Consider the following 24,226-nt stretch of genomic DNA (forward strand, 5'->3'; position numbering starts at 1 on the left):
TGCCTCATTCTTCGTACTGCGAACGCATGACCCCTGCGGTTTGCTGCTCATTGTTGACGTGGGACTCGCGCACTTGACGGATTGCCTCGCGCAAAGCGGCCAACTCGGTGAGATACCCCTGCAAGGCGACCTGAACTCCGCCCATGCCCACTCCGCCGCGCAACCCGAACGCCCGTCCCATCGGCCGTGTCACCGGGCTCGTTCCGTCCTGGAGTCCGCCACCCAGTTCTCTGGCGCTCGACAAGTAGCCGGCCAGTTCATCGTAACGAGCCGCCAACTCCTGCTCAGCCCAGTTGAGCTCCCCAGGATCCAACTCGATCCGGTCGGCCTCATCCCCAGCGTCTTCCATGCCCGTCATCTTCACCCACCGGACCACCACAACCACCGACCGATACACATCCAGACACAAACACTGCACAAATGGTCAAGACGATCAAGTCGAAGTGACTCCCACCCACGCCACGCTTGTTGTCACAGTGTCATATTTCCCGAGTCATTGTCTTCGAACTCTTCGTTGAGAGGTCGAGGCTCATGGCCGCAACGTTCGCCGCGGCCATGAGCCTCGACCTCCATCTGGCCACAGACCCAGCACATGGATTGGTCAGTCGTCGCAGCCGCTTTGTGCGGTGTCGGAAACCTTTTCAGTACATGGCAAGGCAATCGCGATGACTCGGTTCGCCCGTCACGGCTCGCCGCAGGAATCTCGTGGAGGCGTCAGGTTCTCTCGTCCACTGTGCAGCAAGCTCTAGACTCCCCGGTCGGGAGTCCATGGTGCTGGCGTCACGGTGCCAGGATCCTGCACCGGGCATTTCACCGAGCTATGTCTCGTTGGGGACAGTCCAAGGTCATCGTGAGCAAGATACTGCGCGGTGATGAGACTGCCGACCGTGCAGCCGTGGCTTGAGCCGGGCTCTGCCAGGCGTGTCTTCACCACGCCTACGAACTGATGCCGGCCGCGGACGAGGTCAGCCGATGGCTCGGCTTCGTCGACCTCGTTTCCTGCTGGTAGGCAGGTCGAAGCTGGCGGCGTGGAAGCATCGTCGACCCGATGATGTGAACAACCGCAATTGGACGGCTTGTCGACCACGGCGGCTGGTCAGTCGCGCTCGACCTGAATCCTCAGCGTTGCCCGCAAGGAACTCCAGTCCTACGACGCCAAGTGGGCCAATCACAACTGGACTGAAGGGATCCCCGCGTTGCAGTGGAGGGCTTCGAGAGTGGAAATGTGAACAGCTTTGCGCGAGCGTATCGCGGCGCGGTGGGCCCGCGCCTTCAGCTCGGCTTCGCCATGGTCCAGACAGCCGGTGACCGCACGGCTACTATCGGTGCGCGAGAGCCGCTACGCCAGGGTGGCGGTGCAGGGGGAGGATCGAACATTGGTTCATCAAGGTAAAGAATTCGGCGTCGACTTGTACGAACTGGAGAAGGTCGCGAAGGCCGACTTCCCGGTGATCTCGGCCGACTACGGGGATGCGATCGGTACCTGCGACCGTGTCCGTGGTGGGGTGGATCATGCGATGCGCCGTCCGGACCACTTTGGTCGCGACGAGCTGGGTCCCCGCTCGTCAACGTGAATGAGACGAACAAGGTGATCTCGGCCGACATCGACGTGCAAACAACGACCTGGCTGCCCAACGGCGCCCTAGGCGGGTTCACCGCGGTGACAGACACCTATGAGTCCACCAGCCGCGTCAATGTGTCCCCGCCAGCGAACACCGTCCGGTACAAGGAGAGTTCAGGCAACTGCCGTGCGTTGTCGAGCCGCCGCACCGCCGTGGTGTTCCGCGACGCGGCCGGGAAGATCGTCGGAGGCGACCTCGTCCCCCCTGACGGCAAGGGCAATGCGGCTGCCAGCCCACAGCAGTCGCCCTCGACCCCATCATGCGCACCAGGCAGTCGCAGCACCTGGATCGTGCCGTTGCAGAACATTCCGCGAGACACCGACGACAAACGAACCGAGCTCTACTCGTACTGCGATCTCAACACCCCGCAGTCTGACATCAACCAAGTGTTCTGACTTCCGGTCCAGCGCCGACCGAATCTGTTCACGGCCCATCTCTGCCGCTGACCTCTTCTCTTCCCGGCGCATCCTCGCGCCGGGAAGAGACGTGCGCGGCAGCAGTCCCGTCGCCCACGGACTGGTGAGGAATGATCGCACGGAAAAGCGGATCGTCGGTGACCTTGAACCAGCTCTTCAGGTTGAGCGGCATGCGCCAGGGCTCGGTGACCGCAGCTACCTGTTCGTGGACATACAGTGCGTGGCTACAAGTTTCGTGCCAGATGCTGACGTACTCCTCGTGGGTACGCGCAATGCGGAAGATCTCGGCATGCAGCCCGAGTTGCGCATACAACGAGTGCTGGAATACGGCAACGCCAGCCTCGACGGCCTCAGCCAGCCGGCCGGGTGTATCGCCGTCGCAGACCGGGCAGTCACATGTCCACAGTTGGGCCATGTCGCTGGTTTCTTCGAAGACTCGTTGGCACGTCTCAAGTTTGTGGTAGCTGAGCAATGCTGACACGAAGGCCGAAAGGCCCGGGCTCGGTGAACGGCCACGAGCGAGGGTGGGATAGAAATGCCGGAGAGCGCTGATCGTGCCGATCGCGGCGGCATGTGCACCATGGCAAAGCGCTCCCAACGCGGAAATATCGCAGCGCAGCAACAGAACTGGCACCGCGACCTTCCGCAGCACGTGGAGGAACCCGCGAAGCAGGTACTGCACACCGAACGGATCGCTGGAGTGCTCGATGGCGAACGCCACCGGCACTTCGTATTTGTTGATCTCACGGGAGATCGCATCACACACAGCTGATGTGGCGAACCACCGCGCCGCCATCGGCAGCATGGCCACGACCGGTGCCCGATGCCCTCCGGCAGCGCGCAGAATCGTGCGCAGCCCGATCCAGTCGCGCGGCTCCAGGTAGCCGGAGTCAGTGAGGGCGGCCAGGCCGAGATCGTGTTGCCGCCGGCACCATGCCGGGTGAATGCCGCGTCGTCCGGGGATTCGTTTCGTCCCGGAATACCGGTCGGCGTCGCACAGAACGAGACCATCGAACCCTTGCGCCCGCAGATGACGAACGGTGTCCTCCGATGACCGCCCGGTGATGACGAGGCCGGTGTGCCGTGCCTTCGCGACTTCGGCGGCGGCCAGGGCCTGGGACGGGCGGCATTGGATCAAAAGATGTCCAGCGAACTGATCCAGTGACTGGGGCACATCTCAACGTTGACCCACGAATCCGTGGTGTGTCAGCGCCTTTCACACCGATGCTGGCGGAAATCGCGCTGACGGCGCAGGAGTTCCTCGCGCACTGCGCACATCGCAGGTATGTGTGGGTGTACCTGCCCGTAAGCGAATGGAGCGGCGGTCACTACCCGTGAACCTCGGGTTCCCAGCGAGGAGGTCGCCGGGTTGGCAGTCGAGGCTGCGAAGGTGGTGAAGTGGACTGCTTGTCGCGGCCGCCGTCATGGCGGACCGATGACTACTTGCTGTTGAGCGCGTGCGCGAAGGACTTGCGAAAGCTGACCGGTCGGCCAGCGGCAGGGCCGCGGCGATCAGCCGCTGCTTGAGACGGCCAGGCCTCGATGCGGGCGGGGGTGCCCGGACCGGGGTCGATCGCCCTAGGGTGAGTCTCTGGGGTCAGCTCACTTCGCCGATGATGTGCAGGTCCTCCAGGCCGGTGATGATCAGGTCGACGCCGAGGCCGGCGAGCAGCACGCCGAGGATGCGCACGAGCACCCACGCGTAGGTCATCCGCACGTACCGCATCAGGATGCCGAGCACGGCGATGGCCACGAAGTCGAGGGCGATCACGGCGACATACGCGCCCGCGAGCACGAGCCCGGTCGACCAGGTGCTCGCCTCGGCCATCAGGAACAGGTACGCCACGGCCACGGGGTTGGCGTAGAACGCGGTGGCCAGCTCGTGCGTGCCGCCGGTCGGGTCGTGGTGCGGCTCCTGCTTGCGGCCCAGGACGAGGTCCAGCGCGTGCACGAACAGGATCACCCCGCTGGCCAGCATCAACGCGCCGGAGCTGATGTGGAACAGGTGGATCAGCAGCCGGCCGGCCGCGACCACGAACAGGCCCGTGCAGATCGCGATCACCGTCGAGGTCAGCGCCACCCGCCAGCGGCGGCGGGAGTCGGCGCCGTCGGTGTCCACCAGGAACGCGAGCAGGATCTTCGGCGGCCCGACGACGGTGACGAGGATGCTGAACGCCTCCACAAAGGTCATGACCGCCATGATCGAGCCGGGCCGGTCACCCCGCCATTCGACCGGCCAAAGTGGACACCCACACGGTGCCCAGCCAGGCCGCGTACTGCTCGTCGGTCCAGCCGCGTTCCCGGACGAGCCGGTGCCACAGCGTTCCGTCCGTTGTGGACCACAAAACGTCCCGGCAGTCCTCTTCGGACACCACGAGCTGTCCCGTTTTCGCGGCGGTGTGGGCGTGGACGGCCATGCCCTCGAGTCGTTGCCGGTCGATTTCGGCGAGCATCGCCGCCGCTGCCTGGTCACTCGCGGCGGCGCCCTGCACGGCGAGACGCAGGGCCGCGGTGCGCCGCATGATCGCGGTGTTGAGCACGGCCAGCTTCTCCAGGCGGGCCCGCAGGTCCTGCTCGTCCAGCAGCGCGCGCATTTCCGGGCGATCCAGCAGTTCCACATCGGCGTCGTCGCCACCAACGGCCAGGTCCCAGGCGCGGTGCAGCAGCGTGGGTTTGTTGCGGAACGCCGAGTAGACCGTCTCGGGCGCCACCCCGGCAGCAGCAGCGATGTCCGTGATCGTGGTCTTGCCGTAGCCGCGTTCGACGAACAACCGGGCGGCGGCCGCCAGGATGCGCCGCCGGTTCTCTTTCGCCTGCTCCTGACGCCGGGTCGAGTCGTACCGGCGCTTGACGCCCTCGCTCATTCGATGCACTATACCAGTATTCAATCCAGTCTCACTGTATCGGAGTCCGCCATGACATCCGAGACCGAGAACTTCCTCGCCGAGATGCTGCCGAAACAGCTCGCCGCCGAACGCGCGATCCACGGCGGCGACGCCGGGCCGCGCAAGGCGCTCTGGTCGCACACCGACCCCGTCAGCCTGTTCGGCGCCGCCATCCCCGCCCGCACCGGCTGGACCGACCTCGCCCGCACCTTCGACTGGGTCGCCTCAACCTTCAAGGACCCCAAGGACTACCGCTTCGAAATGCTCGCCGCGCATGCCTCCTGCGACCTGGCCTACACCGTCGGCTTCGAGCACAACACCGTCACCCTCCACGGCACCCCCACCACCTACACCCGCCGCGCCACCCACATCTACCGCCGCGAACACGGCGAATGGAAGATCATCCACCGCCACAGCGACCCCATCCCGGAGGACCAGGAACTTTTCACCAAGCCATGAGCCAGCACGCACGTCCTTGGTGAGCTTGACGGCAACTGCGCCATTCAGGTGCATTGGCTGGTCTTTTCGGTCCATGCCCGCGACGCTGAAGGTCGAGGGGAGGATTCACATGACCAGCAAGGGGATCGAGTTCTACAGCGCTGTGCACGGTCCGGCGGCCGCAGGCGACCCGATCAAGGTCCGGTTGTTCGTGGATGGGGGTGAGGGTAAGGAGTTTCTGGAGGGGGTGCAGCCTTATGGGCATGGGCATGTCGAGGTGGAGCGGGGCGGGTTGTTCTTCACCGAGTCCAGCCGGGAGGTGCACCTGACCGTCCATTGTGGAACGGAAGTGTTCCGGGTCACTCAGCTCATCGACACCCAGTGGCCCAAGCTTCCGGACGGTCCGCTCGCCGACACCTTCAAGACCCCGACCAGGTTCGTTGACACTCCGCGCGGCAAACTCGCTGTGTCGTATGGGTTCGGCGACACTTCTGGCCAGCATGCGTCCGATCTGCTCTATGTCACCGTCACCCCGGTGTACAGCGACTGGATGGGCGAGCTTGTTGGCGCTCATCCTGGTTTGCGTGACCGTGCTTTCTCGACGTTCTCGCTCCCTGGCGCTCACGACGCCGGGATGTACGGGCCTGGCGAGTCGATCCACACCACCATCGACGCGTTGATGGGCGGGGCGATCGCGCCGGCCATGCTCATCCCGCTGGGACCGGTCGGCGCCGCGATCGCGGCCCTGCTCGCCATGGGCAGCGCGCTGGACCTGCTCCCGACCGCGGTGGTGAACTCCGCGTTCGTCCAGAAGGACGACGTGAAGACCTTGCTGGACTTGGGGATCCGGTACTTCGACTTCCGCCCGGGGGTTCCGCTCGGCGAAGACGCCCTCGCCCACATCCACAGCGTGGTTCCCGGCTGTGAGCTGGCCGTGTTCCTCAGCCAGACCCTGCGCTGGCTGGAAGCGCACCCCACCGAGATCGCCGTGATCCGGTTCAGCGACGACGGCATCTACCACCGGCTGTTGCCGAACGCGGCCAAGGTCGAGGACGTAGTGCGGGAGTCGTTTGACACCAGCACGATCCGCCGCGGCGGGATCGGCGACCTCACCCGTACCGTCAGCGACCTGCTGGCAGGCAACACCCGCCTGCTGATGGTCCGCAAGGACAACTACCACGGCTCGTGGACGTCGGCCTACGAGACCGACGACGTGAACGTCATCAAGGACAAGCTGGCCACGATGAAGGTCCAGGCCACCGGCGCCGACCAGATCGCGTTGGAGCTGCAGTCGTCCGGCACCAAGGACGGCCTGGTCCTGGGCGCCAAGAACCGCGCCTACGGCCAGCTGATCAAGACCAAGCCGGTCTTCCGCGACACGCTCTACCCGTGGGTCCGCGAGAACGCGCCCAAGAAGTTCGCCCAGGGCCTGCTGGTGCTGATGGACGACTTCGCGGACGGATCACTGACCCGCCTTGCCATCGACCTCACCACCAGCAGGTTGGGTCACCAGGTGACGGGCAGGGACTCCACGCCGTAGACGACGCTGTAGGAGCGGAAGGGCACTTCCTCAAACGGAATCGCGAGGCGCAGTGCCGGGAACCGTCGCAGCAGCGCGGGATAGGCGGTGCGCATTTCCATGCGGGCCAGGGGTGCGCCGACGCAGTGGTGGATGCCGTGGCCGAAGGCCATGTGGGCGGAGACTTTGCGGAAGAGGTCGAAGGTGTCCGGGTCTTCGGCGACGGAGGGGTCGCGGTTGGCGGCGGGCAGGGAGCACAGCAGGACCTCGCCGGCCGGGATTCGTTGCCCGGAAAGGACAACTTCCTCGGCGGTGGTGCGCGGGGTGACGGTGTGCACGATCGCGAGGTAGCGCAGGAGTTCCTCGACGGCGTCGTCGACGTGTTCGCCGGAACGCACCAGATCGGCCTGGTCCGGGTGGTTGAGCAGCGTCATCGTGCCCAGGGCCAGCATGTTCGAGGTGGTCTCGTGGCCGGCGATCAGCAGCAGGTCGGCGATCCCGGTCAGCTCGGTGTCGTCGATCTCGTCGCCGTGCTCGCGCACCAGCATGCCGATCATGTCCTCGCCCGGGTCCTTGCGCTGCTCGGCGACCAGCTCGGCCATGTACCGGTGCGACGCCTCCAGCGCGGCGATCCGCTCGTCCATCGGCCGCGCGAGGTTCAGCCGGATCGAGCTGTTGCGCTGGAACTCCTCGCGGTCGGCGTACGGCACCCCCAGCAGCTCGCAGATCACCAGCGACGGGATCGGCAAGGCGAACGCCTTCACCAGGTCCGCGCTGTTCCCGCCGGCCTCCATCGCGTCCAGGTGGTCGGCGACGATGGCCTCGATCCGCGGCTGCAGCCTGCGGATCCGGCGGACGGTGAACTCGGGTGTCAGCATCCGCCGCAGCGTGCCGTGGTCCGGTGGGTCGTAGTGCAGCAGGAAACCGTTGCGGGCGGACTGCCCTGGCCGCAGCACCGGCCGGTCGTCGCCGGGCGCGTTGCGGAACCGGGCCGCGTCGCCGAGCACCTGCCGGACGTCGTCATAGCGCGTGACCAGCCAGCCCTTCGCACCCCACGGCAGCTGAACCGGGGTCACCGGTCGTTCTTCACGTAACCGCACGAGCCCGGCGACCGGGTCGAACCCGTCGCGCTGGACGTGCAGGGGAATCTCGGTCATAACGCACTTCACCCCATAAGTGAGATCCGACTCTCGATTCACCGTAGCACAACTGATAGTTCCCTATCACTCTGTTAGCCTTGCTGCGGTGACGACCCAACGCCCGCTCCGGACCGACGCGGCGCGCAACGCCGAGTTGCTGGTCCACGCCGCCTGGCGGGCGTTCACCGAGACCGGCGCCACCGACATCCCGATGGAGGAGATCGCCCGGCGCGCCGGGGTCGGCGTGGCCACCCTCTACCGCCGGTTCCCCAGCAAGGACGACCTGCTGCTGGCCGTGCTCGAATGGCGCTACGCCGAAGGCGTGGAACCGGTCATCGAGCAGGCCCTCGTCGACGACGACCCGTGGCGCGCGATGGCCGAGTGCCTGCACGCGGCCCTGCAGATCGCCGCGTCCGCGCACCGCGTGATCAAGTCGGCGCGTGAGCCGGAAATCCTGATCCAGGGCCTGAAGAACCGCTACTTCAACGATTTCACCCGGATAGTGCAGCGCGCCCAGGCGGCCGGGGTGGTCCGCGACGACCTGTCCGCCGACGACATCCGGCTGATGCTGTTCATGCTGATCAGCACGGTGCGGATCGACGCGTCCTGGCACCGCGGCCTGGGTCTGCTGCTGGACGGGCTGCGCCCGTCGGCCGCGACACCGCTGGATGGCCCTTAAGTAGGATTGGACGTCGGCCAGGCGAACAGGGGAGTCGTTGGTGGCGAATGGACGTCGTCGCAGCTACATCTGGGGCTACTTACAGCGCCGGCGCTACTACGTGCTCATCGCGGCGGCGCTGTCCGTCGTGGTCGTCGTTCTGCTCCTGTCCGCCACCTCGCTGAGCGACTACGGCGCGAACCTGAGCCTGAACCTGGGCGCCGACCTGATCGGCACGATCGTGGTGCTGTTCGTGATCGCCCCGTTCATGGGCCGCGCCGAGCGGTCCAACGAGGCCGTGCTGGAACGGTTCGACCATCGCGCGTTCATCAAGCAGGTGGCCGACGCCCGGCAGCGCGTGATGATCCTGGAGCTGTGGACCGACCTGCTGCAGGGCGGCTACCAGCAGCAGTTCCTGACCGCCTTGCGGGCCGCGCTCAACCGAGGCGTCGAGGTGCGGATGCTGTTGCTGGACCCGGACGCGCGGGCCGCCGAGCAGCGCGCGGACGATCTGCTGCGGCAGACCGACGTCGTCGACAACATCAACGACAACCTGCGGATCCTGCACGAGTTCCGGCGCGACCTGCGCGACTGGATGCAGGCCAACCTGGACATCCGCGTGTACTCGGCGCTGCCACCGGTGCAGATGTACCGGGTGGACGACCACGTGATCGTCTCGTTCTACCCGGTCAACGTGACCTCGTGGAACGCGGCGCAGTACCAGACCAGCCCGCAGGCGCAGCTGGGCACCTTCGTGGGCACCAAGTTCGACGAGCTGTGGGAGGCGCGCAGCACGCGCACGCTGGAGCAGTTCCGCAAGATCATGCTGCACGCCGAGGACGACGCCTGGTCGTACCCGGTGCGGTTCGTGTCAACCGACGACCAGATCTACGTCAGCGGCCGGGAGATCGTGGCGGGCAACCTGCGCAGCGGCATCGACGGCCTGCCGGTCCGGGTCGAGAACGGCAACGCCAAGGGCGAGACCCAGCGGTCCGAGTCGTTTTCCCTGGTACCAGTGGAACCCGGCGCCGACGACCACGACATCGCGCACGAGATGTTCCGCAGCAAGTACGGGCAGAACCATCACGACGTGATCCTGAAGCTGGTGGCGCCGGTTCCCGCGGTCGAGTAGAACCGGTCCAACCGCAGCGGGTGGAACCGCTTGTGCATCAAGTGTTCCCGGCCTTGGACGGCCGCCAGGACGGCTTCGGCGACCACCGGCGACTGGGTGAAGCCGCCGGTGTTGTGGCCGCCGGTGACGACCAGCACGCCGTTGCGGGCCGGTTTGGTCTCGAAGACGCCCAGGCAGGAGGAAGTCCACGGGCGCACGCACATCCGGCGGCTGGCGTCCAAGGTGCCGTTGTCCTTGGCGGCTTGGTGCGCCTGCGGGAAGAAGTGCCGGATGGTGTCTTCCAAGGCGTCGAAGAGGACGTCCAGCTCGGCCGAGTCGATGTTGCCCGGGTTCAGACCCGTCCAGCCGTACCCGGACCCGCAGACCAGGACCGGGTCACCGTTCTCGTCCGTGGCGAGAGTGACGTTGGTTTCCTCCGCGCGGTGGCCTTTCCGGGCGATCTTCACCGAGTGGTCCAGGCGCGGCTCGACGTTGGGCACGGTCAGCCAGACGCCGAGCATGCCCTGGATTCGTTCGTGCGACTCGGTTCCGTTGAGAAGCTCGTCGCCATACGCGCCCGGGGAGACGACATAGTGGTCGGCTCTGATGGTCTCCTGGTCCGTCTTTAGGCCGGTTGCTGTGCCGCCGTCCCACTCGATGGACGTGACCGTTGTCTGCCAATGGAACTGGACGCCTCCGGCTTCGAGAAGGTTCACGAGTTTCGCCACGAACTTGTGGATGTTCACGGTGAAGCCGACGACCTCGATGCCGCCCGCGATCGACTCGGCGTCCGCGAGCGCGGGATAGCCTGAACGAACTTGTTGCGCGGTAAGAGCTCTGCGGGTGGCGCCGACGCGGTTGTTGCGGGCCAGGTGCCACTGGTAGTAATCGTCCTCTGTGTACAGACGCAGAATGCCGTCGCGGTAACCCGTTGTGTCGGTGAACAGGCCCGGGTCGGTTGTCCGGAGCTTGTCCCACAACGTTCCGGCGGCGCGGTTGACGTCGAAGATGTCCTCGTTGTAGCTCTCCGCGAGCCACGGCGGGATCTGGTGGAAGGCGTCCGCCCACCGCAGTTCCGCGCCGGTGAGGTCGCCCGGTTTGGCCACCAGCCAGCCACGGTCCGAGATCGGCCGGGTCAGCAGGTCCTTTCCCGGCCAGGCGCGGCTGTTGTAGCTGTCCGCTTCGGTGAGGGTGAACATCCGGCCGTCGCCGCCGCCGCGGGTGCACCCGTACGCGGTCCAGTGGGCGTCGCCGCGCGGATCCGGGGCCTGGTCATACACCGTGACCGCGTAACCACTGCGCGTCAACTCCAGCGCTGTCACCAGGTTCACGATGCCGGCCCCGGCCAGCGCGGCACTCCTGCCGCCCGCGCCCAGGACCACCGGCTGCGCGTCGGCCCGGTCCCGCTCCTCGTCCGCCAGAGTTCCCGCCGAGCCCGTCTCCACACCGTGAATGCTACTGGGTCAGCCGAGGGTGAAGGGATCTCTTGTCTTCCCGATCCACACCGTGGCGGCCTTGATCTGGGCGGCGATCCGGTGCATGACGGCTTCCTCTTCGGTCTCGAACGTGGAGGCAGTCACGACCGAAGACCTCCTCGCGGACAACTGTCGACTGTGGACCGAAGCCGGTCAGGATGGCCGGCCGTTCGCGGGGTGGGCGCTGATCGCATATTGTGTTGTGGCTTCTGGGGAAAGCGCGGATCATGGCGGGGTGTCTCAGCAGTCGCTTCATGTGGTGAAGAATCCGGCCCCGCAGCCCGATCCGATCACCGTCCTGCCGGTCCGTGTTCAGCTCGACGACAACGACTCCCCGATGGATGTCCTGGACGCCTTGCTGATCACGCAGTTCAGCGCGGGCGGGCACACGGCCGCGCACACCGTGCAGGTGAAGCGGCTGCGGGACGGCGCGCGGCTTTTGCCTGACGGTGCAAGGGTTATCCGGACCGTGCGGGAGGATGACCGGCGGGGTGTGCTGGCGGCCGGTGATGGGTGGCTGCTGCAGACCGTGCAGTGGCAGGAGAGCGCGAAGGTCACCGTCACGGCGGTGAGCGACGAGCTCGCGGCCAAGGTGCTCGCGGAAACCGTTGCGGACGCGGAGGAACCGGAGGCCGAGGACGGCGACGTCGTCACGATGGGCTTCTGGCACATGTCGATGAACGGGCCGCGCCGCCGTGCCCGGGACATCGCCACGCCTTCGTGGCCGGAGATCCGGCAGAACTACGCGTCGGGCGTTGCCACCGCGCTGGACAAGCTCCTCGGGCTGCAGGCGGATGTCCTGGCCGGGCGGTTGTTGCTGCTGCACGGGCCGCCGGGCACCGGCAAGACCACCGCGTTGCGGGCGTTGGCGCGTGCGTGGCGCGAATGGTGTCAAGTGGACTGTGTGCTCGACCCGGAGCGGTTGTTCGACGACCCGGCGTACCTGATGGAGGTCGCGCTGGGCTACGACAACGAGGACCAGTGGCGGTTGCTGCTGCTGGAGGACTGCGACGAGCTGATCCGCGGTGAGGCCAAGCAGTCCACCGGCCAGGCGCTGTCCCGGCTGCTCAACCTGACCGACGGCCTGATCGGCCAGGGCAGCCGCACCCTCGTCGGCATCACCACCAACGAGGACCTGGCCCGCCTGCACCCGGCGGTCATCCGGCCGGGCCGCTGCCTCGCGCAGATCGAGGTTGGCCCGCTGTCCCAGGACGAGGCGACCGCATGGCTCGGCCGGCACGTCCGCGACCGGGCGACCCTCGCGGAGCTCTACGCGATGCGCAACGACCTCGCGCCGGTGATGGCCGAGACCGCCGAAGAGCACACCGGGTTGTACCTGTAGCCGGAGGCCTCGTGAGCGCCCCTCACGAGGCCTTGGCCACGGCCTTCTCGAGGTCGGCGCGGTTCATCTTGGAACGGCCGCGGATGCCCAGGTCGCGGGCGCGTTCGTCCAGTTCCGCCTTGGTCAGGTCGGACAGGTCTGGCTCCCGCTGCTTCTTCTGCTTCTTCTTGGCGCCGCCCTTGGTGGCCTCGACGCTGCGGCGCAGGGCCTCCATCAGGTCGGTGACCTCGGTGGCCTCCGGCGGCTCCGCCTCGGCCACGACGGTCTCGCCCTTGGCCTTGTCGTCGATGAGTTTCCGCACGCGCTCGGTGTAGGTGTCGCGGTACTCTTCGGGTTTCCAGGGCGCGGTCAACGACTCGATCAACGCGGTGGCCATGCCCAGCTCCTTGCGGCCGGCGTTGGTGCTGACCGGTTCGACGATGTCCGCGGGGTCGCGGATCTCGTCGGCGAAGTACAGCACCTCCATCGCGAGAATTCCGTCGCGGGCGCGGATCGCGGTCAGGTACTGCTTGCCGCGCATGACGAACGTGGCCACGCCCGCCTTGTTGGTGTCCACCAACGCTTTCGCCAGCAGGCCGTACGGCTTGGCGTACTCCTTCTTTCCCGGCGCCAGCCAATAGGTCTTCTGGTAGAAGATCGGGTCGATCTCGTCCAGGTCGACGAACGCCTCGATGTCGATCGTGCGCGACCGGCCGGGCGCGATCGAGTCCAGCTCCTCGGGTTCGATCAGCACGAACTCGCCGTCGTCGACCTCGCGGCCCTTGACGATGTCGCCGAACTCGACCTCCTCACCGGTCCGCTCGTTCACCCGTTTGTACCGCACGCGGTCGGATGTGCCGCGCTGGAACTGGTTGAAGTGGATGGTGTGGTCCGACGTGGCCGGATACAGCTCAACCGGGATGCTGACCAGCCCGAAGCTGATCGCACCGCGCCAAATCGCCCGTGCCATGCGCTCAAGGTACCCCGGGAAAGGCCTGGTTATGCGGGTTGCCTGGCGGTGACCTCGGCCGCGCTGAGCGGCCGGATCACGATCGTGGCGCTGACGTCCTGGTCGGGCCGGACCTGGTAGCGGGCACGCACCGGGTTCGGCGTATCACCCACACCGGTGACCGCGTAGTCCGCGTGCAATGTCACCCACCCGGGGTTGCGTTGTAGCTCGAACGGGTAGGCAGCCCGGTCGAGGTCGTCATACGGCGTCACGCTGACGTCGTTCGCCCCGGACACCAGCAACCCGCCGGTCTGCCCATCGGTCAGCAACGCCCACCTCGTGTCGGTGTGGTTCCCATGGTCCTGTGGCCGGTAGTAGGAAACGTACTGCTCATCCACAGTGGACCGATACACACCGACCGGAGTGCCGTCCTTGCGGTCGTTGTAGCTCTCGTGCGGGCCACGGCCGTACCAGGTGAACTGCTGGAACCGGTCCGGCACAGCCAGGCTCACGCCGATCTTCGGCAGGTACGGCAACGTCCGCACGGCCCCGCGCGGGCTCACGGTGTGCGCCAACCGGATCGTCCCGGCCGCGTCCACCGTGTACTTGAGGGTCTGCTCGAAGGTCGCGTCCGCCCGGCCGGTCACGGTCGAGGCCACGGTGATCGTCACGGTCCCGTCGGGGTTTCGCACCGTTGAGACGGAGTTCGCCTTGGTCCGCAACCGGTCCAGGCCCACTGCTCGCCAGCTCACGCCCTCCGCGTTGCCCCAGTCGTAGGTCTCGTTGCTGATCGGCGCCCGCCAGGCATCCAGCTGTGGCCCCGACTTGACCAGTTGCGTACCCCTGACCTGCATCGACGTCAACCCGCCGGACGCCTTGTCGAGCGTGTACTGGAAGTCGCCGCCGGACACGGACACCTGGTTCGGGCCGTCCACAACCGACACTGACCCCGTCGCGGGCGGCGTACCAGCACCTGGGATGACGGTTCCGCCCAACGAGAATTGGTCCAGAGCGGGGACCGTGCCAACAGTGTTGACCGTGAGCCACCTTTCCATTCCGGCCGGGTTGGCGGGCACCGGGATCGGCACGACCACTTGGCTGTTGGGCTCGACGGTCAACGGCTGCGAGCCGCTGGCAACGGTCCGGCTGCCCTCGACGACCTTCCACTGCAACGTGGTTGCGGCGGTCGAGGCGAACTGGCGTTCGCTGCGCACGGTCAGCGAACCATCGGCGTAGCTGAACCGCAGCGGCTGGTGGGCCCAGGTGAGCTGGGCGGTCTCGGGCTGGGCGAACCGGTCCGAGCCGATCAGACCATCCACACCGGACAGGCTCTCGCCGTTGGACAGGTACGTTCCGCGGGTCTCGATCTTGTCGAAGTCCATCGCCAGCACCGCGTCCGCGGCGGGATCGCCGCCGGCGGCCAGCACCTCCGCGGGCAGAGCACGGTTGTAGATCCGGACGTCGTCGATCGCGCCGTGGGCCATCCGGCCGCCGTACTGGTCCTGCATCACCTCGGGGTTGCGGCCGATGTTGACCTCGTAGAAGCTGTTGTCGATCGCTCCCGCGAACGCGGTCGACCCGGCCTGTTTGCCGTCGATGTACAGCCGGAGCGTTGCCCCGTCGTAGGTTCCGGTGATGCGGTGCCAGTTGCCGTAGAAGTCCGCTGGGACAGGCACCTGCACCACCCGCCAGGTTCCGCTGTAGATGAAGAACTCCAAGGTGTTCTGGGTCTTCATCTTCAGCGCATACGCGTGGTCACCCTTCGCGATCACGGTGAAATCGCCCGTCCAGGTATCGGGCTTCACCCAGGCGTCCAGGGTCAGCTGCGAGGTGATCTCCAGCCGCCGGTCCCGGTAGACCTCGACGAAGTCGTCCAGACCCGAGAACGAGAGCGCTTTCCCGCGATGTCCGTCCACAACGGACGGCTGGCCGCTGAGATGCGCGAGGATGTCCGAGCCGGTCGGGGTGATCCGGATGTCCTGGCGGAGGTTCTGCTCGGCCCAGTCCCAGATGAACCCGCCCTGCAGCTGCGGGTTGGCCCGGATGGTGTCCCAGAACTCGCGGAAGTTGCCCAGGCTGTTGCCCATCGCGTGCGCGTACTCACCGAGGATCACCGGTTTTGTCGTCGAAACGGCCTGCTGCGCAAGTCTTTCCGGCGACGGGTAGCGCGGGCCCCAGACATTGGCGTAGGGCGCGTCGCCGTCCGGCGAGTTGGACTGGTGGTACAGCGGGCGGGTCGGCTCGTTCGCCTTGGCCCAGTCGGCCATCGCGAAGTGCGCCTTGCCCAGGCCGGCCTCGTTGCCGGTGTCCCACATGAAGACGCTCGGATGGTTCTTGTCCCGCTGGACCATGGCCACGAACCGGTCGTGGAAGGCGTCCTGCCACTCGGGTTTCTCGGCCAGGCAGACCGAGGGGCACGACTCGTGCGCGTGCGTCTCGATGTCCACCTCGTCGTCGATCCAGATGCCGTTGCGGTCGGCCAGGTCGTAGAAGTACGGGTCGGACGGGTAGTGCGAGGTGCGCACGGCGTTGACGTTGAACTGCTTCATCAACTGGACGTCCTGCTCCTGGCGGGACCGCGGCACGTGCCGCCCGTTGTCCGGGTCGGTCTCGGATCGGTTGACGCCCTTGAAGAGCACGCGTTTGCCGTTCACCTTGAGCTGCCGGTCGGCGATGGTGAACTCCCGGAACCCGACCGTCTCGCTCGTGATGTGGCTGCCCAGGGACAAAACGAGGGTGTACAGGTTCGGGGTCTCGTCGGTCCACTTGAGCGGATTGTGCACCACTGTGGACAGTGTCACGTCGTTGCCTGTTGTGGTGCCAGTGAATGCGGCGACCTCAGCGCCCTTGCTGTCTCGCAACGAAGCCCGTACGGCCAGCGCTCCGGCTCGTTGACGCGCCAGGGACACCCGCGCGGTCAACGTGGCGTCGGTGTAGTTCGCGTCCAGGTCAGTGGTGACGGTCAGGTCGCGGATGTGTGTCGTCGGCGTGGAGTACATCCACACGGAGCGGAAGATCCCGCTGTAGCGCCACTGGTCGTAGTCCTCGAGGTAGGACCCCGAGCCCCAGCGGTGGACCTGCACGGCGATCCGGTTGCTGCCAGGGTGCAGCGCCGACGTGATGTCGAACTCCGCTGGCGTGTAACCACCTTGGTCGTAGCCAAGGTACTTTCCGTTGACCCAGACGAAGTATCCGGCCGTCACACCCTCGAACCGCAGGTAGTTCTGCCGTCCCTGCCAGCGCGCGGGCAACGTGAAGTCACGGACGTAAGCCGCCGTCGGGTTGACGTCCTTGGGCGCGAACGGCGGGTTGTCCGGCCAGATCTCCTCCGGGATGTTGCGGAACATCGGGTGGTCCAGACCGGCGGTCTGCAGCGTGTGCGGGACCGTCGTGGTCTGCCAGGCGCGCACGTCGTAGTCCTCGGCGAAGAACCCGGCCGGGACCTCCTGCGGGCGCGGCGCCATCGCGATCTTCCAAGCGCCGTCGAGGGACGCGGTGAACGGCGTGTTCTCCTCGTGCCGCGCGGCCGACGCGGTGTCGCCGTACGGCCGGAGCGACGCATGCGGGGCCTCCTGGCCCTCACCGGTCATGCGCGGGTTGTCGAGGTACGCGTACGCGTCGGGTCCTGGTGGCGCCGCCGTTGCCGGTGCGACCACGACTCCGGCGGCGAACAGAACGAAGACCGTCAGGAAGCGAACAGAACCGCGCATGTGAGCCTCCCAGTGTCACCCACAGGTCAACACCATGTAACGGAAGGCAACAGGAAAACACAACCCGCCATCCGGCGGTTACTGGGTGTGCGAAAGGGGGCGCAGCGCCGCACGCACGACGTCCTCCGCGAACGCGGTCGCCGCCGGGGCCGCGCCGTCGTGGCCGCGAGCAGCGGCGTTGGAGTGCAGGCCGTCGACGATGAGCATGATCCGGTCGGCCAGGGTGCGCGGATCCGGCGCGCCGGCCCGTTCGGCCAGGTCCATCAGGTGGCCGTGCACCTCGTCGTAGTACTCGATCGCGATCTGGCGCGCCGGGTGGTCCTCGTCCGGGAACTCGGCGTGCGCGTTGCGCACCGAGCAGCCGCGGAAACCGGGCTGCAGCGAGCATTCCGCGACGATGCCGACCATGGCGACGATCTGACGGGCCGGGTCGTCCGGGAACCGCGCCTCGGCCTGGGCCATCGTGACCATGACGCCCTCGCGGTACCGGTTGAGGTACGCGATCACGAGCTCCTCCTTGGTGGCGAACTCGCTGTACAGGAAGGCTTTGCCGCAGCCGATCTCGTCGACGATCTGCTGCATGCCGACCGCGTGCACGCCACGGGCGTCGAACAGGCGCGTCGCGACCTCGAGGATCTTCTCCCGGCTCTCCGGGTCGCGCTTGCGGGCCACGCGCGGACCCTAACAGACCAATCGGTCCGTTTCCAGTAGTTGACACCCCTTCGTCAACAGGGCCAATATTTGGACCGATCAGTCCGGGACCGATCGGTCCAATTCTTAGGGGGTTCATCGATGGATCTGCAGCTGGCCGGCAAGACGGCCGTCGTCACCGGTGGCAGCAAGGGCATCGGCCTGGCCGTCGTGCGGCTGCTGCTGGCCGAGGGCATGAACGTGGTCAGCGGTTCGCGCACACTCACCGCGGAGCTCAAGGAGACCCAGGCCGTCGCCGTGATCGGCGATCTGTCCACACCGGACGGTCCGCGCCGGTTGGTCGGCGCCGCGGTGGACAAGTTCGGCGGCGTCGACGTACTGATCAACAACGTCGGCATGGGCGACCACCCCGAGTTCGTCGAGGGCGCGGTGCAGAGCCTGGCCGACCTGCCGGACAGCGAGTGGGAACGGACCTTCAACCTGCACTTCTACAGCGCGTTGTGGGCGACCCGGGCCGCGCTGCCCTCGTTGGTGCAGCGCGGCGGGGTGATCGTCAACGTCTCGTCGACCGCCGCGCGCGACGCCAGCACCGGTCCCGGCAACTACAGCGTGGCCAAGGCGGCATTGAACGCTCTGACCAGGGTGATCGCGCTCCAGTACGGCCCGCAGGGCGTCCGCGCGATCACCGTGTCACCCGGTCCGGTCAGCACCGGCACGCTGACTGACCCCGATGGGTTCATCGGCCAGCTCGCCAAGCGCCAGGGCATCACCCACACGGAGCTGGTCGAGCAGATGAGCGCCACTTTCGCCATCCCCACCCAGCGGATCAGCACGCCTGAGGAGGTCGCCCAGCTGATCGCGTTCGCGGCGTCGCCGAACAACATCAACGGGGTCGACTACCTGATCGACGGCGGCCTGGTCAAAGCTGTATGACCTGGACGATCTCGTTGGGGGCGGCCAGATCCGCGCCATGATCGCGGCCGCGCAGCACCACCCGCTGCGCGGCCGGCATCACGCGCGCGAGGGCGTCGAGGCGTTCGGTGAGGTGTTTCGGGCTGCGGTCGCCGCCGAGCAGCACCACCGGCACCTTGATCTGGGCGTAGGCGTCGAGGCGGACACCGAGTTCGTCGATGGCGAGCATGTCGTCGACCTGGCGCGGCACGAGCCGGCCCTTGGTCAGGCCGACGATCTTGCCCACCAGCCAGGCCTCCCGCGCGGGCATCCGCACGACCTCTCGGAGGAAGATCTGGAAGGCCTTGCCCGGCCTGCCTTTCGCGACCAGCTCCTGGACCCGGTCGGTGGCCGGTCCGGTCAGCGGGGCGTCGATCACCGACGGCGGCTCGTAGATCACCGCCTTGCTGAACAGTTCCGGCGCCGCCACAAGGGCTTCCAGCGCGACCACCGCCCCGGACGAGTGGCCGTACAAGATCACCGGACTCTCGTGTCGTTTGGCGGCCTCGACGACATCCGCGACTTCGTCGGCCAGCGTGCAGTTCGGCAGGTCCAGCTGGTACCGCCGTCGCCGCACGATTTCGGCCCGGTACTCGGGCTCGAGCAGTTTCGCGAGCTTCACGCACCTCGTTCCGTCGTCCATCCCCGGTCCGACCAGCAGTACGTCCATACCCCCTCCTCCTTAGCAGTGCTAAGGCGAGCTTAGCACTGCTAAGGTGACTTGGGTGAGCGTCAATCGGCCAGGGCTGACCAGGCAGAGCATCATCGAGGCCGCGCTGCGGCTACTGAAGGACGTCGGCCTCGATGGGCTCACCGTGCGCCGCCTCGCCGCCTCCCTTGGCGTGCAGTCCCCCGCGTTGTACTGGCATTTCCGCAGCAAGGACCAACTGCTCGACGGGATGGCCGACGAGATCATCCGCAGCGCCGCCATCGGCCTGCCGGGCGCCGGCGAGACGTGGCGGCAGTGGCTTCTGCGCGGGGGACGCGCCTATCGCTCCGCGCTGCTTGCCCATCGCGACGGGGCGCGGATCGTGGCCGGGTTCGCCGTGCTGACCGATACCAGCATCGCGCGGTTCGAGGCCGAGTTGTCGGCGATGGTCGCGGCCGGGTTCACGCCGCTCGGGGCGTTCCGCACGATCAAGGCGATCTCGCAGTACGTCAACGGGTTCGTGTTGCAGGAGCAGACCGAACGCGCGGGCGGACCCGAGCTTTCCGCTATGCCGCCTACGTTGCTGGAGGCACTGGTATCCGGCGGCATCGACCGGGACGCCGAGTTCGAGCACGGCCTCCAGGCGTTGATCGCCGGCACTAGTCCTTAGTGGACTCCTCCTTGAGCTCGGCTTTGGCCTGCTCGGCCTCGGCTTCGCCTTCGACCTCCAGAGCGGGGTTGCCGGTGTACTCGCCCCACTCCTCCTTGACCTTGCCGACGAACTCCTCGATCAGGTGCTTCGGCTTCTCACCCATACGACCTCCCCGGGCATAACGCTCGCGGCATCTCCTGGCGTATCGCCTCGCTGCGGCCGTCATGACGATTCCTCCTCGACAACGCCGGTATACCCGACCGAAGGAACCTTCACACCAGGAAACGAGTGCCCCCACCCTCGGTGGTTTCTAGCGGTCGTTGCAACACTGCTGCTGGTTGGTGGTCAGGAGTGTGGTGACGCGTTGGGCTGGGGTGTCCCAGTCGAGGGTTGTGCGGGGTCGGTCGTTGAGTTCGGCGGCCACGGCGTCGAGGTGTTCGGCGCCGGGCCCGCCGCGCGAGGGCCATGGTGCGCGCGGCATGCGGCTGATACGCACCGCCGGGTTGCTGGTTGCGGGCCTTTTCCCGGCTGATCGTGGACACCGGCCGGTCCAGCTCGCGGGCGATCGATCGCAGAGAGGCGTTGTCCCGTAACCGGTCCGCGATCAGGATCCGCTTCACCTCGGACAGATACCGCGGCGAGATCACCCTCGGCGCCGGCTCAGGCGGCGGCGAACACCTCAGGTGTTGCAACGAACCCTAGAACTGAAGCTCTCCGGGGGGCGACCCCGAGGCCAGTCTATCGGGGGTGGAGGGGTGGCTGTAGGGAAAGAGCGCGCGAGTGGGCCGTTCGCGCGGAGTTCACCGCAGTGGGTGACATCGGGCGGTGCGTGCTGGGGATCTTGGCGCGGTTGGAGTGCGAAGGGTGGGTGCGGGGTCGATTCTGTGCGGGGTGGCGGGGGCCCGGCACAGAATCGACCCGCGGCCGGATGTCAGCGGCCGCGCCGTCCGCTGAGGCGGATCGGCGTGCCTTGTCCGGAATGGTCGTGGAGCAGGGATTTCGGGTGTCGCAGGGTTTTCAGTTGCTGTTGATGAAGGTTCTGGCCAGTTGCTGGCCCAGGGTCACCGCGTTCGCGTGGCTCTCGATGGGGTTGACCTTCGAGTTCTTGAACACGATGTAGGTGACGCCGGAGTCCGTGCCGCCGTTGCTCGGGTCGGGGTTGATGCCCAGGTCCCGGGCCGTGGCGTAGGACGCCTCGCCGATGATGTCGGTCGGTCCGGTGTCGCCGACCACGGCGTACTCCACCTGGTTGTTGTAGATCACCGCGACCACACCGCCGCCGGCGATCTGGAAGCTGCGGTAGTCCCAGGTGCCGCTGGGGCTGGGGACCACCACGTAGGGCAGCGACGAGGCGATCAACGGCTGCCCGTTGGACTGGTGGAACGCGGTGTCCGGCTGGAAGCAGCAGTCGGTGTTCTCGTTGCACTGGGTGGTGCGCTGGCCATCGCAGTCGATGTCCATGTCGGCCTTCCAGAAGACCGCGCCGTTGCGGTTGCAGACCGGGATGGTCCGGCTGGTCTCGGAGTCGGTCTTGTACAGGCCGTTGGAGATCTGCTGGCCACACGAGGTGACCTTGGCGAGCAGCTCCGCGGCGGTGGGGGCACCGCCACCTCCGCCACCGCTGTCGGTGACGGTCAGCGAGTCGAGGTTGGGACCACCGTTGGCTGTGGTCGCGGTGACCTTGACCGAATGCGAGCCCGCGGTCGTGTTGACGGTGACTGTGGTCGTGGTCCACGACTCCCACGTGCCGGTGGACGCGAAGGTCGGAGTGGACACAGTGGTGCCGTCCAAGGCGACCGTCATCGGCCGGGAAACCGTTGTGCCGTTGGCGTACCGGAAGATCAGCTGGGTGCTGCCGGCCGCCGCGACGTTCACCGACCACGTGACGCCGGAGCCGACGGTGTTGGTGCCGTTGACAAAACCGGTACCCGTGTAGCCCGCGTGGTCGGAATCCACGGTGCCCTGGGTGATCGTGGCGTTCTCCGCCTGGTAGACCGTCGTCGCCGCCGACACCGCGGCGGGCATCGCGACCAGGCCACCGGCCGCCGCGACCGCCGCGGCGATGGCCCTGAGTCTGCGCATGACTTCACCTCCGAACAGTAAGGAAACTTTACTTACTATCCGGAGAAAGTAGGTCTAGACCGGTCTAGACGTCAATACTCGGTGCTTTTGTTCAGTGGCGATACGAAGCCGGGACGTCCATAACGAATTCTGATGACATCAGGGCAGCCAGCTCAGACCGTAGCCGTACCCACGTTCGAGATCGGTGAACTGCAGCCCCACCTCACCGGCGCCGTCCACCGGCAGCGGCGGCCCGGGCGCGGGCGGATCGGCGAGCACCCGCGGCGGGGTGCGGTCCAGTTTCCACACCGTGCGCGGCAACCGGGCCGGGTCGAACCGCACGCGGACGTGGAACGACTCGCACGTGGTGAGCGGGACGAAGGCGAAGTAGTCCCGGATCGGCTTGCCGTCCTGGATCTGGAACACCATGGTGTAGGTCAGTTCGTCGCCGCGCTCGAGTTGCCTTGGCAGGTCGAGGATGTAGTAGAAGTGCCCTTGTCCCTGGCGCTCCGCGGTGGTGATCCGCGCGCCCTGCATGACGTCCGCCGTGACCGCGCGTTCCCCGCCGGAACCGTCCAAAGTGGGCGGAACGCTGAACCGCGCGGAGATCCGGCGCACGCCGTCGCGCACGGCCACGATGGTCCGTTCCTCGATCAGCTCGGGCAGCTCACGATCCAGCCGCACCAGCGCCCGGAACCGGCGGACCAGCCAGCCCCGGTCCGGGTCGTCGAGGTTGTCCGGGCCCCGCCGGGCGGCGATCTCCTGCGCCAGCAACCGGAACGCCTCCTCCACCCGGCGCCGGGCGGTGCGCACGGAGCAGTGCAGGTGCTGCGCGAGCTGCTCCTCCCGTTCGCTCAACGTGGGAAAGCGGAACGCCGAGTCGATCGCGAGCGCGGCCCGGATGATCACCGCGGTGTCCGGGCCCAGCTCGATCTCCTCGATCGCCTCGCCGATCCGGCGCCGGATGTCCCGGTCGCCCGCTCCCGGCGGCAGTTCGCACCACCGCGCGATCGTCGGGCCCATCCGTTCGCGCAGTACCGTGTGCTGCAAACCCCAGCCACGGCGCAAGGTCGTGAACTCGCGAACGAGGACGTCCTCGATGTCCGGCACGGGTTCTCCTCCCCAGAAGTCCCTAGCGGCCGGCCCGGATCCCCGGGCCGGCCCCATTCTCACTCAGCCGGACAGCGCGGTGACGATCCAAACCAGGTGGCTCTCCATTCTGTCCTCCTTTTGTCCACACCAGACTTCCGCGGGGCGCCCGGGGACGAGCCTGCCGCGCCGCGGTGGCCAGTTCGACGCCACCTGTCACGAACCTTGTGTGCCATCTGGCTCACAAGCCGGCGAACGAGCGCAGCACCTGCGGTTGCGCGACCACGATCCGTTTGCGGCCGGTCGTCACGACACCGCGGCCGCGCAGCAACGCCATTGTGCGCGCGACCGCGCGGCGCGAGGCGCCGACCTGGTTGGCGATGTCCTGCTGGGTCAACGGGGTGTCCAGCAGGATGCCCTCCTCGGTTGGACGGCCATGTTCCTCAGTCAGCCGCACCAGATACACCGCGACCCGATGGCTCACATCGAGTACCGCCGAACCGACGCGCGCGTCTTGCGCCTGCCGTAAGCGAACCGAGGCGGTCCGGACCAATGCCAGGGCGACATCCGGCCGAGCCCGGACAGTGGCAAGGAACTGTCCACCGGTCAGCTGGATGACAGACGTCGGCTCCACGCTGCGCACCGACGCCATCCGGCTCCAGCCGTTGACCGCCGCCAGCTCCCCGATGATGTCGCCCGGACCGCGTAACGCGAACAGCACCTCACGGCCGTCCGCCAGCGTCCGCGAGACCCGAACGTGCCCGCTGACCAGCAGGAACACATGGTCGGACGGGTCGTCCTCGCGCAGCATCAGCTCGCCGGGCCCGAAGGTCCGGCGGATGCCCTGGCCCAGCAGGTGGTGGCGGTCCGCCGCCGTAAGGTAGGACAGGAAAGCGCCCGCGCGCATGGGAAAAGCGTACGACACGCGGG

The 24,226-nt window shown here is 67.0% G+C and carries 23 protein-coding genes and 3 pseudogenes; 9 read left to right on the forward strand and 17 right to left on the reverse strand.

All coding sequences use genetic code 11. The features are described from left to right. Positions 1-4 precede the first annotated feature (4 nt). Positions 5-364, reverse strand: a complete 360-nt coding sequence (locus AB0J95_RS24155; RefSeq protein WP_364761768.1) for a hypothetical protein — start codon at positions 362-364, stop codon at positions 5-7. Between the two features lie 871 nt (positions 365-1,235). On the opposite strand from AB0J95_RS24155, the gene AB0J95_RS24160 reads away from it, so the two are divergent. Together AB0J95_RS24160 and AB0J95_RS24165 are read left to right on the forward strand one after the other, a co-directional pair. Beyond that, positions 1,236-1,574 (forward strand): hypothetical protein, encoded by a 339-nt coding sequence (locus tag AB0J95_RS24160; protein WP_364761771.1) that lies wholly within the window; start codon positions 1,236-1,238, stop codon positions 1,572-1,574. Next, a complete protein-coding gene (locus AB0J95_RS24165) occupies positions 1,571-2,017 on the forward strand; it encodes a hypothetical protein (protein ID WP_364761774.1) in 447 nt (148 codons plus the stop codon). The genes AB0J95_RS24160 and AB0J95_RS24165 overlap by 4 nt, the downstream gene beginning before the upstream one ends. A gap of 28 nt (positions 2,018-2,045) precedes the next feature. Here the strand turns inward: AB0J95_RS24165 and AB0J95_RS24170 are convergent, their stop codons facing one another. The 3 genes from AB0J95_RS24170 to AB0J95_RS24180 form a co-directional block, all read right to left on the reverse strand. Then, the gene (locus tag AB0J95_RS24170; protein WP_364761777.1) at positions 2,046-3,212 is read right to left on the reverse strand and encodes a hypothetical protein; all 1,167 of its coding nucleotides are present in this window, start codon (positions 3,210-3,212) and stop codon (positions 2,046-2,048) included. A gap of 423 nt (positions 3,213-3,635) precedes the next feature. Next, positions 3,636-4,229 carry a MarC family protein gene (locus AB0J95_RS24175; RefSeq protein WP_364761780.1) on the reverse strand — a complete coding sequence of 198 codons (594 nt, stop codon included), beginning with the start codon at positions 4,227-4,229 and terminating at the stop codon, positions 3,636-3,638. Positions 4,230-4,254: 25 nt separating this feature from the next. After that, positions 4,255-4,902, reverse strand: a complete 648-nt coding sequence (locus tag AB0J95_RS24180) for a TetR family transcriptional regulator (protein ID WP_364761783.1) — start codon at positions 4,900-4,902, stop codon at positions 4,255-4,257. 51 nt (positions 4,903-4,953) lie between these two features. On the opposite strand from AB0J95_RS24180, the gene AB0J95_RS24185 reads away from it, so the two are divergent. Together AB0J95_RS24185 and AB0J95_RS24190 are read left to right on the forward strand one after the other, a co-directional pair. Next, entirely contained in the window at positions 4,954-5,382 is a 429-nt protein-coding gene (locus AB0J95_RS24185; RefSeq protein WP_364761786.1) for a nuclear transport factor 2 family protein, read from the forward strand. Positions 5,383-5,491: 109 nt separating this feature from the next. Next, positions 5,492-6,901, forward strand: coding sequence for a hypothetical protein (locus AB0J95_RS24190; protein ID WP_364761789.1), 1,410 nt, complete (start codon positions 5,492-5,494; stop codon positions 6,899-6,901). Here AB0J95_RS24190 and AB0J95_RS24195 read toward each other — a convergent pair. Then, positions 6,868-8,037, reverse strand: a complete 1,170-nt coding sequence (locus AB0J95_RS24195) for a cytochrome P450 (protein WP_364761792.1) — start codon at positions 8,035-8,037, stop codon at positions 6,868-6,870. The two genes, AB0J95_RS24190 and AB0J95_RS24195, sit on opposite strands and share 34 nt — an antisense overlap. Positions 8,038-8,125: 88 nt before the next feature. Between AB0J95_RS24195 and AB0J95_RS24200 the strand changes: the two genes are divergently transcribed. Together AB0J95_RS24200 and AB0J95_RS24205 are read left to right on the forward strand one after the other, a co-directional pair. Continuing rightward, positions 8,126-8,698 (forward strand): helix-turn-helix domain-containing protein, encoded by a 573-nt coding sequence (locus AB0J95_RS24200; RefSeq protein ID WP_364761795.1) that lies wholly within the window; start codon positions 8,126-8,128, stop codon positions 8,696-8,698. Positions 8,699-8,738: 40 nt separating this feature from the next. Next, the gene (locus tag AB0J95_RS24205; protein WP_364761798.1) at positions 8,739-9,809 is read left to right on the forward strand and encodes a hypothetical protein; all 1,071 of its coding nucleotides are present in this window, start codon (positions 8,739-8,741) and stop codon (positions 9,807-9,809) included. On the opposite strand, the gene AB0J95_RS24210 is transcribed toward AB0J95_RS24205, so the two are convergent. Then, positions 9,761-11,233 (reverse strand): FAD-dependent oxidoreductase, encoded by a 1,473-nt coding sequence (locus AB0J95_RS24210; protein WP_364761801.1) that lies wholly within the window; start codon positions 11,231-11,233, stop codon positions 9,761-9,763. The genes AB0J95_RS24205 and AB0J95_RS24210 overlap by 49 nt on opposite strands. A 289-nt stretch (positions 11,234-11,522) precedes the next feature. Here AB0J95_RS24210 and AB0J95_RS24215 point away from each other — a divergent pair, with 289 nt between their 5' ends. Next, positions 11,523-12,605 (forward strand): DUF5925 domain-containing protein, encoded by a 1,083-nt coding sequence (locus AB0J95_RS24215; protein WP_364761804.1) that lies wholly within the window; start codon positions 11,523-11,525, stop codon positions 12,603-12,605. Positions 12,606-12,627: 22 nt separating this feature from the next. Here the strand turns inward: AB0J95_RS24215 and AB0J95_RS24220 are convergent, their stop codons facing one another. The 3 genes from AB0J95_RS24220 to AB0J95_RS24230 all read right to left on the reverse strand — a co-directional run bounded on the left by AB0J95_RS24220 (position 12,628) and on the right by AB0J95_RS24230 (position 17,915). Continuing rightward, positions 12,628-13,554 (reverse strand): Ku protein, encoded by a 927-nt coding sequence (locus AB0J95_RS24220; protein ID WP_364761807.1) that lies wholly within the window; start codon positions 13,552-13,554, stop codon positions 12,628-12,630. A 29-nt stretch (positions 13,555-13,583) separates the two neighbouring features. Continuing rightward, positions 13,584-17,243, reverse strand: a complete 3,660-nt coding sequence (locus AB0J95_RS24225; protein ID WP_364761810.1) for a glycoside hydrolase family 2 TIM barrel-domain containing protein — start codon at positions 17,241-17,243, stop codon at positions 13,584-13,586. Between the two features lie 78 nt (positions 17,244-17,321). Beyond that, entirely contained in the window at positions 17,322-17,915 is a 594-nt protein-coding gene (locus AB0J95_RS24230) for a TetR/AcrR family transcriptional regulator (protein WP_364761812.1), read from the reverse strand. Between the two features lie 120 nt (positions 17,916-18,035). Between AB0J95_RS24230 and AB0J95_RS24235 the strand changes: the two genes are divergently transcribed. Continuing rightward, positions 18,036-18,827 (forward strand): SDR family NAD(P)-dependent oxidoreductase, encoded by a 792-nt coding sequence (locus tag AB0J95_RS24235; protein WP_364761815.1) that lies wholly within the window; start codon positions 18,036-18,038, stop codon positions 18,825-18,827. Here the strand turns inward: AB0J95_RS24235 and AB0J95_RS24240 are convergent. Then, entirely contained in the window at positions 18,814-19,515 is a 702-nt protein-coding gene (locus AB0J95_RS24240) for an alpha/beta hydrolase (RefSeq protein WP_364761818.1), read from the reverse strand. The two genes, AB0J95_RS24235 and AB0J95_RS24240, sit on opposite strands and share 14 nt — an antisense overlap. 55 nt (positions 19,516-19,570) lie before the next feature. Here AB0J95_RS24240 and AB0J95_RS24245 point away from each other — a divergent pair, with 55 nt between their 5' ends. Then, entirely contained in the window at positions 19,571-20,164 is a 594-nt protein-coding gene (locus tag AB0J95_RS24245; RefSeq protein ID WP_364761821.1) for a TetR/AcrR family transcriptional regulator C-terminal domain-containing protein, read from the forward strand. Here the strand turns inward: AB0J95_RS24245 and AB0J95_RS24250 are convergent. The 7 genes and pseudogenes from AB0J95_RS24250 to AB0J95_RS24280 form a co-directional block, all read right to left on the reverse strand. Further along, on the reverse strand, positions 20,154-20,309 hold the full coding sequence (locus AB0J95_RS24250) for a CsbD family protein (RefSeq protein WP_364761824.1): 156 nt from the start codon (positions 20,307-20,309) through the stop codon (positions 20,154-20,156). The genes AB0J95_RS24245 and AB0J95_RS24250 overlap by 11 nt on opposite strands. Positions 20,310-20,456: 147 nt before the next feature. Beyond that, entirely contained in the window at positions 20,457-20,642 is a 186-nt protein-coding gene (locus tag AB0J95_RS24255) for a hypothetical protein (protein ID WP_364762171.1), read from the reverse strand. 25 nt (positions 20,643-20,667) lie between these two features. Beyond that, positions 20,668-20,793 (reverse strand): annotated as a pseudogene (locus AB0J95_RS24260) (helix-turn-helix domain-containing protein); the annotation flags it as partial. A 370-nt stretch (positions 20,794-21,163) separates the two neighbouring features. After that, positions 21,164-21,748: pseudogene (locus AB0J95_RS24265) on the reverse strand (glycoside hydrolase family 75 protein); the annotation flags it as partial. Between the two features lie 39 nt (positions 21,749-21,787). Beyond that, positions 21,788-22,228, reverse strand: a pseudogene (locus AB0J95_RS24270) (CBM35 domain-containing protein); the annotation flags it as partial. A 138-nt stretch (positions 22,229-22,366) separates the two neighbouring features. Beyond that, complete coding sequence (locus AB0J95_RS24275; protein WP_364761827.1) at positions 22,367-23,317, reverse strand: hypothetical protein; 951 nt, start codon at positions 23,315-23,317, stop codon at positions 22,367-22,369. A 220-nt stretch (positions 23,318-23,537) separates the two neighbouring features. Further along, positions 23,538-24,203 carry a Crp/Fnr family transcriptional regulator gene (locus tag AB0J95_RS24280; RefSeq protein WP_364761830.1) on the reverse strand — a complete coding sequence of 222 codons (666 nt, stop codon included), beginning with the start codon at positions 24,201-24,203 and terminating at the stop codon, positions 23,538-23,540. Positions 24,204-24,226 lie beyond the last annotated feature (23 nt).

This window comes from Actinocrispum sp. NPDC049592 (genome assembly GCF_040675465.1).
GTDB lineage: Bacteria > Actinomycetota > Actinomycetes > Mycobacteriales > Pseudonocardiaceae > Kibdelosporangium.